This is a genomic window from Nocardia sp. NPDC050435, assembly GCF_040655395.1.
GTDB lineage: Bacteria > Actinomycetota > Actinomycetes > Mycobacteriales > Mycobacteriaceae > Nocardia.
The window spans coordinates 112,872-128,308 of the sequence record NZ_JBFAJW010000012.1; the positions used below are offsets into that span (position 1 = coordinate 112,872).

The window sequence follows — 15,437 nt, forward strand, 5'->3', positions numbered from 1 at the left end:
TAGTGCGATCACCGCCCGGCCAGCGGGAGCGGCGGAGCCGGTGGAAACGTGACGGGCAAGGCCGCCAGCGCCCGATGGAACGGCCCCGGCCGCCAGGTGGGCGCGACGCCGGGCCGGGCCGGCCGCAGCTCGGGCAGCGCGTCCAGCAGTTGATCGATGGCGTCCTGCGCGATCTGGTACGCCAGCGACTGCGCCGGGCAGGAGTGCTGCCCGATGCCCCAGGCCAGATGCGAACGGTTGCCGGTGTGATCGTCGGCGCTGGTGGCGGGATCGTTGTTGCAGGCGGCGATGCTGATCAGGACCGGCTGATGCGCGGGCAGCCAGACGTCGTCGACCAGGATCGGCTGCCGGGGGTAGGTGATGAGGAAGTTCGCCAAGGGCGGGTCGTTGAACAAGACCTTGTCCAGGGCGTCGCGGGTGGACAGATTCCCGCCGAGCACGCTGCCGCCGAAATGGTCGTCGGTGAGGATCAGTCGCAGCGCGTTGGCGATCAGGTTCTGCTGGAATTCGATACCGGCGCCGTAGTGGCCGGCGACCTGATGGACCATCTCCTCGTCATCGAGTCCGGCCGGATGCCGCAACAACAGTGAGGTGATGTCGTTGCCGGGGCGGGTCTTCTTGAGCGCCACCAACTCCAGCATCGCCTCGCTGATCATCCTGTTGCCGTCGTCGGCATCGATGCCCTCGACCAGCGCGGCCATCCCGGTGGCCACGCGCTGCCCGATCTCCGCCGGACAGCCGAGCACGACGTTGACGACCACGAAGGCCAGGGGAAACGCATAATCACGGATCAGATCGGCGGAGCCGGTTTCGCAGAACCCGTTGATCAGCCGGATCGCGATCCGCTCCACCTGGTCGTGCAGCGCGTACAGATCCACGTCCCGATTGCTGTCGGTGATGGCGTTGCGATAGCGCGCGAAGTCGGCGCCGGTATTGCGGCTGGCGGTGGGACGCCACTGCATGATCGGGAGCACGGGGCAGTCGGCCGGAATGTCCTTCTGCCAGGTGCGCGGGTCGGCGGGGAAGTGCGCGGGATCGTTGAGAATCTGCCGCGCGGTGTTGTATCCGACGACCAGCGTCGCGGGCACGCCCGGTGCCAGTTCCACCGGCGCCAGGGAGCCGAATGTCGCACGCATCTCCCGATATACGCGGTGCGGATCGGCCGCGAACTCCGCCGAGTACAGCGGGACCGCGGCGGCCCCGGGGGCGAGCGGCGAACCGTGCCGGATCGGAGCGGGCGGTGTGGCGGGCACGGGATTCGGCGACGACATGGTTCCTGACGGTTGCGGCGAACACTTGCGGACATGGCACAGCGAAGCCCGAATCGGCGACATCGATGATTCGGGCTTCGCCGTGGACGATGGTGGCATCCGACCCGGCCGGACGAGAAGTGCCGCAGGTGCCAATGTGGCGGCGAACCGCGCCAAAGGTGCGCCGAACCGCCCCCGGCTGGTCGACTAGTGTCACTGACCTGCTCGCTGGGATGTCGGACGCACGGATGAGGTTGTTCGGAAGTGGATACGGTAGACAATGTTTCGTTCTCGAAGTTCATCCTGGAGAACGCCGGTTTGACCGAATCCGCGCGTCGGCAATTGGCGCGCTCGGCCGAACTGCCGCAATGGCTGCTGGACGACGGCGCGGCGATGGTGCCCAGCGCCGTTCAGCTGCGACTATGGGAGCTGGTCGAGCACCAACTCGACAACCCGGCGATCGCGCTGCACATCGGGCGCTTGAACACGCTGGGCCGCTTCGGTTTACACGATTACCTGTTCAGCACCGCGCCGACCCTGGGTGCGGGCCTGGCCCTGGCCGAGCAGCATGCCGATCTCATCACCACCAATATCGGGTTCGCGGTGTCCGGTGATTCCGAGGACGAGGCGAACGCGGATTTCCGGCTACTCCGCGGTCACGGGCGCGGACGCCAATTGGCCACCCAATTCTCCATCGCGGCGGTCGTCGCCCGGGCGCGCGCCGCCACCGGGCAGGATGTGCATCCGATCCGCGTCCGGCTCCGGCAGCGTGCGCCACGGCGGCATCGGCATTTCGTCGAGGCGTTCGGCACCAGCCGCATCGATTTCGGCGCGCCGACCGATCAGATCGCCTTCCGCACAAGCGATTTGATGTTGCCGCTGCGCAGCACCGACGCGGCGCTCGCCGCGGTCCTGCGCCGGTGCGCGACGCTGCTGCCACCGCCGCCCCGGCTCGAGGCCGGCTGGTCCAGCCAGGTGCGGCACACGCTGATCTCGATGCTGGGCGACGGACCCGTGACCATCGACCGGGTGGCGCGCCACCTGGCGACCAGCAGGCGGAGTCTGCAGCGCCGGCTCGCCGACGAGGGGACGACGTGGTCGCGCGAACTCGACCGCGCCCGCAGTGCGCTGGCGGAGCACAGCGCGCGCACCGATCCGGACCGCAGTCCGGCGGCGCTGGCCCGTCGGGTCGGGTACTCCGACACCGGGACGCTGCGGCGGGCCCGGCAGCGCTGGGACTCGCGGCCCTGAGCCCGACGCCTGGCCCGCGCGCCAATCATCCGGTAAACCGCGCCACTTCTGCGGTTTCGAGAACCTGACTTCGCGCAGGTGAGAGCCGAGAAACGCCGGCTCGGACCCGCCGCACGGCCCTCTGCGACGCCGATTCCGCTGTCACATACTGCTCTTCACCACGGCGAACGACGAAGGGCAGATGGCATGAACGAAACACTCTCCGGCGGTTCCGCGGAAAGCGTCGTGTCCGGAGTGCTGCGGCTCGGCGGGCACCGGCTGGCCGAGAAGCTCTTCCGGCGTGGCGCCGGCACCATCCCGATGCGCGGGAACGAGATCGACGCGCAGTGGCTCACCAGCGTCCTGGCGGCCGAACATCCTGGTGCGCAGGTGGATTCGTTCGAGATCCGCGACGCCGACGGTGGCACCACGAGCCGATGGACCGCGACGATCCACTACAACGAGGCAGGCAGGCAGGCGCGGCTGCCCGAGCATCTCTTCGCCAAGACGACCCTGACCTTCACCCAGCGCTTGACGCAGTACCTGGCGCACGCTCTGCCCGGTGAGCCCGGCTTCTTCCAGGACCTCCGCCCGCGGCTCGACATCGAAGCCCCCCGAGGCTATTTCGGCGCGGCGGATACGCGCACCGGCCGTTCGATCACGCTGCTCGAGGACATCAGCGTCACCAAGCAGGCGCGGTTCTGCACCCCGTTGGAGTCCATCACCTTGCCGCAGATCCAGGGACTGCTGGCGAACATGGCGGTCTGGCACGGCCACTACTGGGAGTCGCCGGAGCTGGCCCAGCGCGACTGGTTGAAGACACCGGGCGCGCACTTCGCCAACTTCGACCGCCTGCTCGGCATGAAGAAGCGAGCGACCGTCGGCCTGCGCCGCGCACCCGAAATCGTGCCCGACACACTGCCTCCCGTGCAGGACAGGCTCTACGACGCCTGCGCGCGCTCGTTGCTGATCGCCGAGCAGAGCCCGCAGACGCTGCTGCACGGTGACCCGCACATCGGCAACGCCTACGTCTGCGCCGACGGGGCGATGGGCTTCACCGACTGGCAGCTGATCCTGCGCGGCAGCTGGGCTTTCGACGTCGCCTACACGATCACCTCCGGCCTGGAGGTGGAGGATCGCCGGGCGTGGGAGCGTGAGCTGATCGCGTACTACATCGATCGCCTGCACGCGGCGGGCGGGCCCGCCCTCGCCTTCGACGACGCGTGGCTCGCCTACCGCCAACAGTGCCTGTATCCGTACTTCGCCTGGATGATCACCATCGGACGCAGCGCCCTGATGCCCGAATTCCAGCCCGCCGACGTATGCCGCGCGATCGTGCACCGCACCTCCACCGCGATCATGGACCTGGACGCGCTACGGGCGGTCGATCCCGGGCTGTGATGCTCCGGTGAGTGCCGCCGGATTCGACCGCGGCGCCCCTCGGTCGTTTCGAACGACGCACCGGACAAGCGCCTGTGCTGGATAGCGAAACGAAATTCTGATAAGCACTATTCGGCGCTTTGGGTTCGATTCCTTGACAATGCGAAATCCCGGGGAGTTGTCGTGGGCTGCACCAGCTACCTGAACCCGAAGCCGGGGCGGCGGTCACTACGCGCGCTGACCCGGGTGCCGGCAATCGTGCTTCTGGCCGGAGTTTTCCTGTGGGTGCCCGCGCGCGCTGAGCCGACACCAACGGGCGATGTCATCGCGCAGATGTTCGGATGGAATTGGCGGTCGATCGGGCGGGAATGCCGCGAGACGCTCGGCCCGCTCGGGTACGGGGCCGTGCAGACGGCGCCGGCGCAGGAGCACTCGCGGTGGCCGGAAAGAGGGTATCCGTGGTGGTCGAGCTACTCGCCGGTGTCGCATTCTCTGGACAGTCGCTGGGGCACTCGCGCGGAGTTGGCGGAGATGGTCCGCAGTTGCCACGGGGCGGGGGTGCGGGTCTACGTGGACGCGGTCGTCAACAATATGTCGGGTGTCCGAGGTTGTGACACGGGGAGCGCGGGTGCGGAGTACTGCCATTTCTCCTATCCCTCGGTGCCCTATTCCCGCGCCGACTTCCATCATTGCGGCACACCGCACGACGCGATTCAGGACTTCCGCGATCGCTACCACGTCCAGCACTGCGAGACGTTCGAGCTCGCTGATCTCGCGACGGAAAAGGACCACGTTCGCGATCGCATCGCGGACTACCTGAACGACCTCCTCGCGCTGGGCGTGGACGGATTTCGGATCGACTCCGCTAAACACGTTGCCGCCGAGGATCTTTCCGCCATCTTCGATCGCCTCGACCGACCGGCGTACATCTATCAGGAGGTCGTCTACGGGGTCGACGAAGCGGTTCGGCCGGAGGAGTATCTCGGCAACGGCGACGCCATCGATCTGCGCTACGCCGCGGGCTTGAGTGCGATTTTCCGGCACGGGCGGCTGCGGGAGCTGGGAAATTTCGGCTCGGAGCTGCCCTCGGCGTCATCGGTGGTCTTTGTCGACAATCATGACACCAAGCGCAGTCGCGCCACCCTTTCCCAGCTCGATGGCGAGCGCTATGTACTGGCCAGTGCCTTCGTGCTCGCCTGGCCTTACGGTCGGCTGAAAGTGCTGAGCGACTACGTGTTCCGCCACTACGATCAGCCGCCGCCCTCCGATCCGGACGGCCGGGCCGCGGATGCCGATTGCGCGGACCCGCGCTGGCTGTGCGAACACTCCGCTGCGGGCATCGCGGGTTTGATCGGTTTCCGCCGGGCTGTCGGTGACGCCCCGGTCCGGGACTGGGCAGACGACGGAGCGAACCTGATTTCCTTCGGGCGCGGCGAGGCCGGGTATCTCATCCTGAACGGCGGCACGAGCGACGCGCGTGCGACGTTCCGCACAGCGTTACCGGCGGGCACCTACTGCGACGTCATGCACGGCCTCGTCAGGAATGGTTCCTGCACCGGCCCGGTCTACACGGTCGACCACGGCGGACGGCTGCACGCCGAGGTGCCCGCGCTTTCCGGAATCGCGCTGCACGTCGGCTCCGCGATCTCCGGCGGGTAGTGGCCCTGAACAGTGGTCGCTTCGCCGACATGCCGTGCCCGACATTTCCGGCCGGGTGCAGTCCAATAGGAGCATGCGTATCCGAACATGCTCTGCTCTCCTCGCCGTGGCTGCGTCCGGGCTGATCGGTGCGGGCATATGTACCGCGGGTGCGGAAACGTTCTCCGCTGGCTCGACACCCGGGATCGGTCGTACCGAAGTGGCGTCCCACTATTCGATCAATATCCAGAGCCTCACCGGTAAGAAATTCGCGATCGAGACCGAACCCTCGGCGACGATCGAGAATGTCAAAGCCTTGATCCAGGACCACGAGGGCATCCCGCCGGATCAGCAGAGGCTGATCTATGCCGGGAAACAACTCGAAGACGGCCGGACCCTGCACGACTACAACATTCCCAATGGCGGCACACTCCACCTGGTGTTGCGCCTGCGCGGCGGCTGATCCCGCGTTGCCCGGCCGCGTACAGGTCAGATCTACCGACGCGGCCGGACGACGATCGCCGCACGCCGATACCAGAAATTCGCGTTGTTTCCCTCGTTGCCCATGTACCCCTCCAATTCCGAGGCGAAGGGCTCTAGCGGGGATTTCGTCGCGCCCGTGCACAATTCTTCCGCCGGAACCCGCGCCATCTCGGGTTTACCCGCTGCTCCCGACCGATCGATCAGCCATGTCAGCGTGAGGTCGGACCAGCGCAGCCCGCCGAGTTCGTCCGAGTCCGGTGCCAATGGCAGATCGGACCGCAGCGGCAGGTCCGCGGGATCCTCGGACACCGGGTCGATCATCTCGCCTTCGTCGTCGAAATCCACCTCGGAGCTTTCGACGCATTTCCACCCGTCGGCTACCCGCTCCCAGCGTTGCCGGTAGATCAGCATCGAGGTGGTGTAGTCGTCTTCCTCGTAGCATTCCTCGGCCTCCGCCAGCGCCAGCGAGGTGTCGCAGCCCGCGAGATCGGCTGCCGCGAGCAGCATGCCGGTCCGGGTCGCGTCGCGGCCTTTGAGCCGGTCCCACCCGAAGCCGCTCTGGGAATACTGATGATCCATCAGGTAGACGAGTTGGCGCGGTGGCCGCGGGGCCGATCGAGGGTAGGAATCCGCGGACTCGACGGGGGTGTCGAAGTGTGCGCGCAACTGCTCGGCCATCAGCGCGGCGGAGGGATGCCGCGCGAAATCAGGGCTGCTGCATTCCGTTGCTATCAGGTTGTAGGTCAACGCGATTCGGAACCCCTCGGTCACCGGCCGCACCTCGTGCGCGCAGTCGCTGTAGAACGCGACGAAGGACAATCGCTCCGGTGAACCTGTGTCGACGACCTGCGCCCCCTGCTGCTCGATGACGAGTTCCCCGCCGGTGAACGCCGAAGGCAGCGACACCACCAGCGTGCCGATCATGCCTGCCGCTTTCTCCGAATCCTGATGGCGCTGAAAGAACTGACCCGGTTCGTAGACCAGCATCGAATGCAGTTGCGCGGACAACTCCGAGTCCGGGGGCAGGCCCAGGTCGGTCCGCAGAGTGTCCAGCAGCGGCAGCAGCGTCGCGCGCCACCGATCCTCGTCGATGGTCAGCAGGTCGCGCGGAACCTCCCAGGTGTCGCGCACATTCGGGTCCAGCAGGGTCTGCTCGCGCAGGCCGTAGTGCGCCGGGTGGGCGACCTCGCACAATTGCCGCGCCTGATCGGGCGGCACCGGGAATTCGAGTCGCCCCACACCCCGCACCGTCAGCGCGAGGTGCTCCGCGGATCCGGAGCGCTGTGTGGCGAAAGCGCCTGCCTGCGGCACCGCGTCCAGGATCTCACCGATCGCTCGTAAAGTGTTGTCCGTCATCGTGTCTCCCTTGTTCGCCCGGCGTCGCAGAGCATCCTCTCCCGAGCCACCGACAACGCGGGGGGTGGGGCCGGACCAGCCCTGGGGTCGGTTCTCCAGCGATCGTGATGGCGGGATCGTTGGTGCTACGCCGGATTCGGCGACCTACCCCCAAGGAGCACACCATGCAGATCGACCGAATTCGCCTCCGCGCCGCCGCAATGACTTGCGCCGTGACCGCCTTCGCGCTCGGCACCGCGGTGCTGGGCGGCGCGGCCGCGACGGCCGACACCACCGCCGAGGCCGCGTTCGTCGACGAGATCAGCCTGAACAATGCCACCCTGCCCGGTAAGTCGGCCGCCGAGATGATCAGCGCGGGGTACCTGACGTGCGATCACCTGCGCGCGGGCGCCTCGGTTCTCGACGAGACCGCCGCGGTCGAGCGGGCCTACCGGTTCGAGCAGGGCACGTTGTTCGTCAGCGCGGCGGCGACGAATCTGTGCCCTGATTTCGCTGGCTGATCCGAAAACCATCAGAGTCCAAAACACTTGGTGGAGCGTGTCATTCGGCGTGTTGAGCTACGGTCGCCGGTAACGGAACCGGGCTTGCCGGACGCGCTCATACTGGGGCCACGGACCGAACGATGGAGAATTGTCGTGGCTCAACCCGTTAACGCGAATCAGAACGAGGCCGCGGTCGTCGCGGCGGCGAATCTGGCGGCAGACGCTGTCCTCGGCACGGCGGCCAATCCCGGCACCCAGGCCCAGCTGGCGCAGAACACGACCGCCGCCGGACGGCAGAACATGCACACCGGCCTCGAAGCTCATTCGGATGCTCTGGACGCGCTGCCCCACACCGCCCTGGTAGCGGCGGCCACCGCCCGCGTGCAAACGGCGCTGGAGTGGCTCGAGGCTATCGACCCTTAGGAAGCCATTGCGGGTCCGTCGCCGCCCCGGCCCCGGCGAATTCCTGACGACCTCGTGCAGCGCCCCGGATCGCGCGTGCCACAAAGATGATCGCGCGGCAGATCGGCCGGGCGAAGGTGCCCGCCAGGCGCGTGTAGGGCCAGATCGCGATGAGTAGCACCAGGATCAGCGCGCGGGCCTGGTACAGCAGCGGGGCGTGCTGCATCACGTCCACCTGCGGGTGGGCGGTGAGCAGGGAGCGGAACCAGCTGTAGAGGGTTTCGGCGCTGCGATAGCGGGTGCTGTCGGAATACGGGTCGACCTGGATGGCGACTCGCGACAGCACGCTGGCCGTCAGCAGCGGGAACGTCACGCGGTCGAGCGGTGTCACCGGTCGACCGGCGGTGGCCGTGATCAGGTTCGGCACCAGCAGCAGCGCCGCCCCGATGATCGCGGGCGCGACGGCGACGAGCTCGACGAGGGTGATGGTGAATCGGATGGCGCTGCTCGGCGGGGTGTGCGGGCCCGATGCCGCCACGTCGACGATCCGCGCGAGGACGACCACGCCGACCGCGAGCCCGAACGTCGTCGCGCCGAGGCGTTCCACGCGTTCCAATCCGGCGCCGCTGGTGTAGTGCCGGAAGCCGTCGTGCCGTAGTCGCCACACGTGGCCCAGGATGAAAGAGAGGAAAGCGCCGTAGGGCAAGACGATCCAGATCAGCGCTGACACTCCCGCACCCTTTCGCCGGCGAAATTTCTGCTCGGCAATGACCCTGGCAGGGATGCGCATCGGTCGCTAGGGACCAACGGCACCTACCCGCCGGGACCATGTTCGCTGCGCGGGCGGCGTCAGCCGAGACGTCAGTCGACCGGCCCGCGCGCGGTGAGTACGGTCCTGAGGACGTGCTCGACCGCGGACTCGAACACCGCGCCGCGCAACTCATCTCGTGCGGCGAGAGTGCGCGTGGCGAGATCCAGCACCTGATCGGGGCTCAGGCGGCGCACCACCAGGGCGGCGATGTCTTCCAGATCGAGTTCGCTGTTCGCGTGGTCCAGTCTGGTGAGCGCGAACGAGACGACGATCTCCTCCTCGGTCATACCTCACCTCCGCCTGGTCAGGCCCTGATCCTACGTCGCGGCCGGGCCGCTCTCACTGATCGAAGCCACGGAAGACCCCGTCGTCGTCGACGTTACCGGCGTAGTCCTCGAAATCGACACTGGCCAGCAAGAAATTGACCTCGACCTCGGCCACCGCGCGCGGCGCGATCCGGAACACCGGCTCACCGTCCCCCCCGAACCTCCGCGTCGCTGGTATCGACCACCAGCAACGGATGCTCCGGATCGGTCATGGTGACGCCATCGGCGAGGAACACATAGGTCCGATCCTCGCTCAGCTCGCCCAGATCATCGACCGTCAGCCCGTCGAACACCACGTCGTCCACGGGCGTCAGCTCCGACGCCGTGTCCTCGTCGTAGGAGCCGAGGACCGCCGCGAGCGTCTGCGCCCACGCAGCGTCATCGGTGAAATCCGTACGCACCAGCAGTGATTCACCCTCGGGCAGCGATCGTGTCATAGCCCGATTGTGCAGCACCACCGGCGTTACCCCGGAGCCGGCACCCACGCGGCGGCCGAGCTCAGCGGTTCGTCGTCTCGCGCAGCCAGGATTTCACGTAGTCCAGGACGGCAGGATCGATGGTGGTCGGGATGGTCGCGTATTCGTCGGGCATGCCGGTGGTCGCCTGTTGCAGGAGGTGGTTGGCGCCCTCGACCGTGTGGACGGTGGCGGCCGGGCCGGCGGCGAGGAACGAGCGCATCAAGGGGGCGTTCGCGGCGGCGTCGACCTGGACGTCCTTGCTGCCGAACACGGCGAGGACGGGGATGCGCAGGGCGCGGAGGGCGGGCTCGGGGTCGTAGGTGGCTTGCGCCGCGTAGGCCTGGTCGATCGCATGGTCGATGTCTTCGGGGCGGGCCTGCTGCGCCGGTGGCAGGTGCCGGTTCGCTTCGCGCGCGTTCTGTCGGGCCTCGTCGAACCGGCCGTTTCGCAGCAGGTCGCATTCGAGCTGCTGGGCGTTGTCGGCCGCCGCGAGCTGCGCGGCGGAGACCGGACCGGTCGCTTGCCGTTGTACGCGCATCTGGTGTTTCAGGATTTCGCAGCCGGTCTGGGCGGGGCCGGCGAAGAGGATCGTGAAGGCGATCCGGTCGGGGGCTTGCGCGGCCGCCAGCGGCGCGAGTGATCCGCCCTGACTGTGACCGAGGATTCCGATGCGGGAGCGGTCGATCTCGGGCTGTTCGCGGAGGTAGGAGACCTGGACGAGGATGTCGGACACGAGATCGTCGTAGGTGGCGTCGTCCTTGTTTCCGGTGGTCGCGCCGACGCCGCGGTCGTCGGTGCGCAGGACCGCGTATCCGGCGGCGGTCAGCGAGTCGGCCAGGGTGCGAAAGGGCTTGTGCCCGGCGAATTCTTCGTCCCGGTTCTGTTTGCCGCCGCCGGGCACCAGGATCACCGCGGGAAACGGTCCGCCGTGGTGCGGCCTGGTGAGGGTGCCGCCGATCGAGACCGCCTCGTTCCGGATGGTGACCTCGGTCGAGTGGTACGGCGCGGCCGAGGGCTCGGGCGTCGGCGTACACGCGGCCAGCGCGCCCGAGAGCAGCAGCACGGCGGTGAGCGAGGCATGGAAGCGGGTCATGCTCGAACGGTAGGCAGCGCGGGCCGGGGCGCGGATCGGGGAAGACCCGGAGCTTTGCCCGGAAATGGTGGAACCCCCGGGCACGCGGCAACGCCGTTGGGATACCGCACGTTTCACGGCAGGACAAACGGGAAGATCCTGACCAGGCCGGCGGCTGATCGGCTCGGAGGAGGTCACTATCTTGTCGGAAGAGCAGCGCGTACCCGGGGCGGAGACGACACCGGAGAACGGCGTCGAGAGGCGTCCGGGCCTAGCCGCCCTCAGCCTGAGCGAAGCCAACGGTGTGCTCACCCTCGTCGCGGCCGAGGGAACCCTGTTGCCCGCGAGCATCACCGCCGTCGATGCCACCGGGGCGCCCGTGGCGGTGTATTCGGCGCAGCTGGTCTCGGGCTCGCTGTCCTCGGGTGCGAACCCGGGTGACGGCGTGGAGTTCGGGCTGGTCGACCTCTACGGCGAGGCCATCGTCGGCGACCTGGCCAAGCAGCAGGACGACCCGGCGCCCGCGATCGAGGCGTCGCACTAGAAACTCGGAACCCGGCCCGCTCCAGGCGCTCGCCTGCGGCGGGCCGTGCTCATAAAGCCTGGTTGGAGCGGTGCGAACACGGCCGGGTAGCGTTCGACGGATGGCGGCTACCCCCAAGCACACCGGGCTTCCGGCCGGGACCCGGCAGCTGGCGGTCGAGTGCCGGGCCGAGGTGCCCCTGCTGACCAAGCGCCTGATGTCGGCGATCTTCACCGATATCCCCGAGTGGACCGATTACTCCCCGGTGAGCCGGGATGATCTGCGCGCCGGCTGCCAGAGCTATCTGACCGAGGTGCTCGACCGGCTGGCCGGTGCCGCGGCCGCCCGCGCCGACGTCGCCACCGCGATCGGCCGGGATCGTGCGGCGCAGGGCGTTCCGCTGGAGGTCATGCTGCGGACGTTCCGGCTCGGCGGCCAGGTCGTGTGGGAGGCGCTGCTCGACCGGGCCGGGGAACTGCCGGCCGCCGCCGTCCGGGAAATCGGCGCGGCGACCTGGTCGGCGATCGACGGCATGTCCTCGGCGCTGGTCACCTCCTATCGCAGCACCGAATTGGAGCAGGTGCGCCGGGACGAGCGGCACCGCCACGGGTTGATCGAGGACCTGCTGGCCGGCAGCGCGCGGGATCCGGCGTTCGCCGCGCGCGCGGCGCGCGAGCTGAATCTGCCCACCCACGGCGGCTATCTGGTGGTCGCGGTGCGCGGCGACCGCCCGAACATCGAGCTGGGTACCGAGCCGGCGTTGGCCGCCTTGGGGATTCGCTCGGTGTGGCACGATCGAGTCGACACCGTGGTCGGGCTGGTCTCGATGGAGCAGCGCGCGAGCGCGTTCGTGCTCGAGCAGGTCGGGCAGCGGATCCGGGGGCGCGCGGCCGCCGCACCCGTTGTCGCCGGACTGGCGCAGATCGGCACCGCGCACGCGCTGGCGACTCTCGCACTGGAGACCCTGCCCGCCTCCGCGCACGGCGTGGTGTCGCTGGAGGATCGGTACCCGGAGGCGCTGCTGCTGCGTTCCCCCGATCTGACCGAGCTGATGATCGCTCGCACCCTCGGTCCCGTGCTCGCGCTGCCCGGCAAGGAGCGCGAGATCCTGCTGAGCACCCTGACGGTCTGGCTGGCGGAGAACTGCTCGGCGGCGCACGCCGCACCGCGCCTGCACTGTCACCGCAATACCGTCATCAACCGGTTGCAGCGAATCTCCGCGGTGCTGGGCCGGCGGCTGGAGGGGCAGCGCTCCTACCTGGAGCTGTCGCTGGCCTTGGCGGCGTTGGAGCTGACCGCCGACACCGCGCACTGATTGGGCTCCGCGCCCATTTTCGACGCGGGAAATCTGGGCTGTCTGTCCGTTGATTGGGCAATCGTGGACCGTGAGACTCGATGAACAGCCCGCACCGCGACCGCGGCGCGGCTGTTCCTGCGAGCTGAGGAGCACCACGAGTGCCGGATTTCGATCTATTGGTGATCGGTGGCGGACCGGGCGGATACGTCGCCGCGATCCGCGCCGCGCAACGCGGCCTGCGGGTCTGCGTGGTGGAAAAGGAGCGCCCCGGCGGCGTGTGCCTGAACTGGGGCTGTATCCCCACCAAAGCGATGCTCCGCTCCGCGGAGGTCTTCCAGATGCTTTCCGACGCCGCCGAATTCGGCGTCCACGCGGACAACGTCCGCTACGACTTCGCCGCCGTGCGCGGCCGCAAGGACGGCATCGTCAAGGAGCTGACCGACGGCGTCGCGGGCCTGCTGAAGGCCAACGGCGTCACGGTGGTCGAGGGGCACGCCCGGTTCGTGGCGCCGACCGTGGTGGAGGTGCACGAAGCCGGGCCCTCGCCGGTCTTCGACGGCGGCCCGCGATACGCTGCGGCCGCGGGCGCGCCGATCCGCCGGGTGAGCGCCCGCGACGTCATCGTCGCGACCGGCTCCGTGCCGGTGCGGCTGCCGATCCCCGGCGCGGATCTGCCCGGCGTTGTCACCTCCGACGGCGCGTTCGGATTGACCGAGGTGCCGAGGCGATTGGTGATCGTCGGCGGCAGCGCGGTCGGGGCCGAGTGGGCCAGCCTGTTCGCCACCTTCGGCAGCCAGGTCACGGTGGTCGAGATGCGGGATCGCCTGGTTCCGCTGGAGGACCGGGAGATCGGCGAGGCGCTCGGGCGCTCGTTCCGCAAGCGTGGCATCACCGTGCTGACCGGCGCCACGGTCACCGCGATCACCGAGACCGACGCGCTGCGGGTCTCGGTGGGCGGTCCCGACGCCCGGGAGATCGACGCCGACATCGTGCTCGTCGGGGTCGGGCGGCGCCCGAACACCGCCGAACTCGGGCTCGACACCGCCGGAATCGCCACGGACGCACGTGGTTTCATCGTCGTCGACGATCAGCTGCGCACCGCCGCCGAGCACGTCTACGCCATCGGCGACGTGACCGGCCGGGCCCTGCTCGCCCACGTCGCCTCGCATCAGGGCCTCACCGCGGCCGAGGTGATCGCCGGCAACGAGGCCCACATCGACTACTCGGTCATCCCCGCCGCGACGTTCACCCATCCGGAGATCGCGAGCGTCGGCCTGACCGAGGAGGCGGCCCGGGCGGCCGGGCACGAGGTGGTCGTCGCCAAATTCCCGGTCGCCGCGCTCGGCCGGGCCAAGACCTACGGCGAGACCGAGGGCTTCGTCAAAATCGTTGCAGGGCAATCGCATCAGGAAGTGCTCGGCGTGCACATCATCGGCCCCTCGGCCAGCGATCTGATCGCCGAGGGCGCGCTGGCGATCACGCTGGAAGCCACGCTCGACGAGCTGGCCGACACCATCCACGCCCACCCCACTCTCGGCGAGATCGGCATGGAGGCGGCCATGGCCGGCCTCGGCCTGCCGGTACACATCGCGCCGCGCAAGCGTTGAGGAGCCCCGACATGACCACGACCACCGCGCGCAGCAAGCCTGCCCGCAAACCCGCGAAAGCCGTTGCCCCGGTAGCGATCACGGCGGATATCGAGTCCGGTTTCGCGGGCGAGAGTCCCGAAACCCTGCGTGGCCTCTACCGCGACATGCTGTTCGTCCGGCGCTTCGAAGAGCGCACCGCGCAGAGCTACCAGCAGGCCAAGATCGGCGGATACTGCCACCTCAACCTCGGTGAGGAAGCCACCGTCGTCGGCCTGGGCGCGGCGATGCGGCCCACCGACTACCTGTTCACCAACTATCGCGAACACGGCTACGCGCTGGCCAAGGGCATCGAACCGGGCCGGGTGATGGCCGAACTCTACGGCCGCGCCACCGGCACCTCGAAGGGCTGGGGCGGCTCGATGCACATGTACGACACCGCGACCCGGCTGCTGGGCGGCTACGCCATCGTCGGCGGACAGGTGCCGCTGGCGATCGGCGCGGCGCTGGCCATCGACTACCGCGACGGCGACGACGTCGTGGTGTGCCAGATGGGGGAGGGCACCACCAATATCGGCGCCTTCCACGAGTCGCTGAACATCGCGGCGCTGTGGCGGTTGCCCGTGGTGTTCCTGGTGATCAACAACCAGACCGGCATGGGCACCACGGTCGAGAAGTCCTCGGCCGAACCGGATCTGTGGAAACGCGCCGCGGGCTACCGGATGCGCGGTGAGCGCGTGGACGGCACCGACGTGCTGGCCGTGCGCGACATGGCGAGCGAGCTCATCGAGCAGGCCCGCCGGGATCGGAAACCGGCCCTGCTCGAGGCGGTGAGTTACCGGCTCAAGGGCCACTCCGTCGTCGACCCGGCCAAGTATCGCAGCACCGACACCGTCGCCGAGGCGCGCGAGCACGATCCGATCGAGTTGTGGCGCGAGCGCCTGCGCACCGCCGGCGTGCTGACCGCGCAGGCGCTGACCGATCTGGACCGCGAGGTGGCCGACACCGTCGCCGCCGCGGTCGAATTCGCCGATTCGAGCCCGCATCCGGAGCCGTCGAGCCTGTTCGACTACACCTACGCGACCCCCGTGCCGGGCGATTCCCGCCGTCTGCCCGCCGACCCGCTCTTCACCCACTGAGGAA

At 68.6% G+C, this 15,437-nt stretch carries 17 protein-coding genes; 10 read left to right on the plus strand and 7 right to left on the minus strand.

Features of this window, described 5'->3' with window-relative positions; translation table 11 throughout:
• Positions 1–8: 8 nt before the first annotated feature.
• Positions 9–1,271 (minus strand): cytochrome P450, encoded by a 1,263-nt coding sequence (locus AB0I43_RS32125; protein WP_356976377.1) that lies wholly within the window; start codon positions 1,269–1,271, stop codon positions 9–11.
• Between the two features lie 243 nt (positions 1,272–1,514).
• Between AB0I43_RS32125 and AB0I43_RS32130 the strand changes: the two genes are divergently transcribed.
• The 4 genes from AB0I43_RS32130 to AB0I43_RS32145 all read left to right on the plus strand — a co-directional run bounded on the left by AB0I43_RS32130 (position 1,515) and on the right by AB0I43_RS32145 (position 5,961).
• Positions 1,515–2,501 carry an AraC family transcriptional regulator ligand-binding domain-containing protein gene (locus AB0I43_RS32130; protein ID WP_356976378.1) on the plus strand — a complete coding sequence of 329 codons (987 nt, stop codon included), beginning with the start codon at positions 1,515–1,517 and terminating at the stop codon, positions 2,499–2,501.
• A 186-nt stretch (positions 2,502–2,687) separates the two neighbouring features.
• Positions 2,688–3,881, plus strand: coding sequence for a phosphotransferase (locus AB0I43_RS32135; protein ID WP_357433176.1), 1,194 nt, complete (start codon positions 2,688–2,690; stop codon positions 3,879–3,881).
• Between the two features lie 162 nt (positions 3,882–4,043).
• Positions 4,044–5,519 (plus strand): alpha-amylase family protein, encoded by a 1,476-nt coding sequence (locus AB0I43_RS32140; protein ID WP_357433178.1) that lies wholly within the window; start codon positions 4,044–4,046, stop codon positions 5,517–5,519.
• Between the two features lie 106 nt (positions 5,520–5,625).
• Positions 5,626–5,961, plus strand: a complete 336-nt coding sequence (locus AB0I43_RS32145) for a ubiquitin-like protein (protein WP_356976382.1) — start codon at positions 5,626–5,628, stop codon at positions 5,959–5,961.
• A 32-nt stretch (positions 5,962–5,993) separates the two neighbouring features.
• Here the strand turns inward: AB0I43_RS32145 and AB0I43_RS32150 are convergent, their stop codons facing one another.
• On the minus strand, positions 5,994–7,337 hold the full coding sequence (locus AB0I43_RS32150) for a 2OG-Fe(II) oxygenase (RefSeq protein ID WP_356976384.1): 1,344 nt from the start codon (positions 7,335–7,337) through the stop codon (positions 5,994–5,996).
• 164 nt (positions 7,338–7,501) lie between these two features.
• On the opposite strand from AB0I43_RS32150, the gene AB0I43_RS32155 reads away from it, so the two are divergent.
• Both AB0I43_RS32155 and AB0I43_RS32160 read left to right on the plus strand, forming a co-directional pair.
• On the plus strand, positions 7,502–7,837 hold the full coding sequence (locus AB0I43_RS32155; protein ID WP_356976386.1) for a DUF732 domain-containing protein: 336 nt from the start codon (positions 7,502–7,504) through the stop codon (positions 7,835–7,837).
• A 135-nt stretch (positions 7,838–7,972) separates the two neighbouring features.
• Positions 7,973–8,242, plus strand: a complete 270-nt coding sequence (locus AB0I43_RS32160; protein ID WP_356976388.1) for a hypothetical protein — start codon at positions 7,973–7,975, stop codon at positions 8,240–8,242.
• On the opposite strand, the gene AB0I43_RS32165 is transcribed toward AB0I43_RS32160, so the two are convergent.
• From AB0I43_RS32165 to AB0I43_RS32185, 5 genes are all read right to left on the minus strand, one after another.
• Positions 8,229–8,951, minus strand: coding sequence for a respiratory nitrate reductase subunit gamma (locus tag AB0I43_RS32165; protein WP_356976389.1), 723 nt, complete (start codon positions 8,949–8,951; stop codon positions 8,229–8,231). The genes AB0I43_RS32160 and AB0I43_RS32165 overlap by 14 nt on opposite strands.
• Positions 8,952–9,082: 131 nt before the next feature.
• A complete protein-coding gene (locus tag AB0I43_RS32170; RefSeq protein ID WP_357433180.1) occupies positions 9,083–9,319 on the minus strand; it encodes a hypothetical protein in 237 nt (78 codons plus the stop codon).
• A 52-nt stretch (positions 9,320–9,371) separates the two neighbouring features.
• Entirely contained in the window at positions 9,372–9,497 is a 126-nt protein-coding gene (locus tag AB0I43_RS32175) for a hypothetical protein (RefSeq protein WP_356976392.1), read from the minus strand.
• A gap of 4 nt (positions 9,498–9,501) precedes the next feature.
• The gene (locus AB0I43_RS32180; RefSeq protein WP_356976394.1) at positions 9,502–9,795 is read right to left on the minus strand and encodes a hypothetical protein; all 294 of its coding nucleotides are present in this window, start codon (positions 9,793–9,795) and stop codon (positions 9,502–9,504) included.
• Between the two features lie 61 nt (positions 9,796–9,856).
• Positions 9,857–10,909 carry an alpha/beta fold hydrolase gene (locus tag AB0I43_RS32185; protein WP_356976396.1) on the minus strand — a complete coding sequence of 351 codons (1,053 nt, stop codon included), beginning with the start codon at positions 10,907–10,909 and terminating at the stop codon, positions 9,857–9,859.
• Positions 10,910–11,090: 181 nt separating this feature from the next.
• Between AB0I43_RS32185 and AB0I43_RS32190 the strand changes: the two genes are divergently transcribed.
• The 4 genes from AB0I43_RS32190 to pdhA all read left to right on the plus strand — a co-directional run bounded on the left by AB0I43_RS32190 (position 11,091) and on the right by pdhA (position 15,433).
• A complete protein-coding gene (locus tag AB0I43_RS32190) occupies positions 11,091–11,432 on the plus strand; it encodes a hypothetical protein (protein ID WP_356976398.1) in 342 nt (113 codons plus the stop codon).
• 100 nt (positions 11,433–11,532) lie between these two features.
• Positions 11,533–12,726, plus strand: coding sequence for a helix-turn-helix domain-containing protein (locus AB0I43_RS32195; RefSeq protein ID WP_356976400.1), 1,194 nt, complete (start codon positions 11,533–11,535; stop codon positions 12,724–12,726).
• 140 nt (positions 12,727–12,866) lie between these two features.
• On the plus strand, positions 12,867–14,315 hold the full coding sequence (gene lpdA / locus AB0I43_RS32200; protein WP_356976401.1) for a dihydrolipoyl dehydrogenase: 1,449 nt from the start codon (positions 12,867–12,869) through the stop codon (positions 14,313–14,315).
• 11 nt (positions 14,316–14,326) lie between these two features.
• A complete protein-coding gene (gene pdhA / locus AB0I43_RS32205; RefSeq protein WP_356976403.1) occupies positions 14,327–15,433 on the plus strand; it encodes a pyruvate dehydrogenase (acetyl-transferring) E1 component subunit alpha in 1,107 nt (368 codons plus the stop codon).
• Positions 15,434–15,437: the final 4 nt, after the last annotated feature.

Bases quoted from the DNA above. Each gene is read 5' to 3' on its own strand.
- AB0I43_RS32125 (WP_356976377.1), bottom strand. From the start codon at position 1,271: ATGTCGTCGCCGAATCCCGTGCCCGCCACACCGCCCGCTCCGATCCGG.
- AB0I43_RS32180 (WP_356976394.1), bottom strand. From the start codon at position 9,795: ATGACACGATCGCTGCCCGAGGGTGAATCACTGCTGGTGCGTACGGAT.
- AB0I43_RS32195 (WP_356976400.1), top strand. From the start codon at position 11,533: ATGGCGGCTACCCCCAAGCACACCGGGCTTCCGGCCGGGACCCGGCAG.
- AB0I43_RS32150 (WP_356976384.1), bottom strand. From the start codon at position 7,337: ATGACGGACAACACTTTACGAGCGATCGGTGAGATCCTGGACGCGGTG.
- AB0I43_RS32185 (WP_356976396.1), bottom strand. From the start codon at position 10,909: ATGACCCGCTTCCATGCCTCGCTCACCGCCGTGCTGCTGCTCTCGGGC.
- AB0I43_RS32135 (WP_357433176.1), top strand. From the start codon at position 2,688: ATGAACGAAACACTCTCCGGCGGTTCCGCGGAAAGCGTCGTGTCCGGA.
- AB0I43_RS32170 (WP_357433180.1), bottom strand. From the start codon at position 9,319: ATGACCGAGGAGGAGATCGTCGTCTCGTTCGCGCTCACCAGACTGGAC.
- AB0I43_RS32155 (WP_356976386.1), top strand. From the start codon at position 7,502: ATGCAGATCGACCGAATTCGCCTCCGCGCCGCCGCAATGACTTGCGCC.
- pdhA (WP_356976403.1), top strand. From the start codon at position 14,327: ATGACCACGACCACCGCGCGCAGCAAGCCTGCCCGCAAACCCGCGAAA.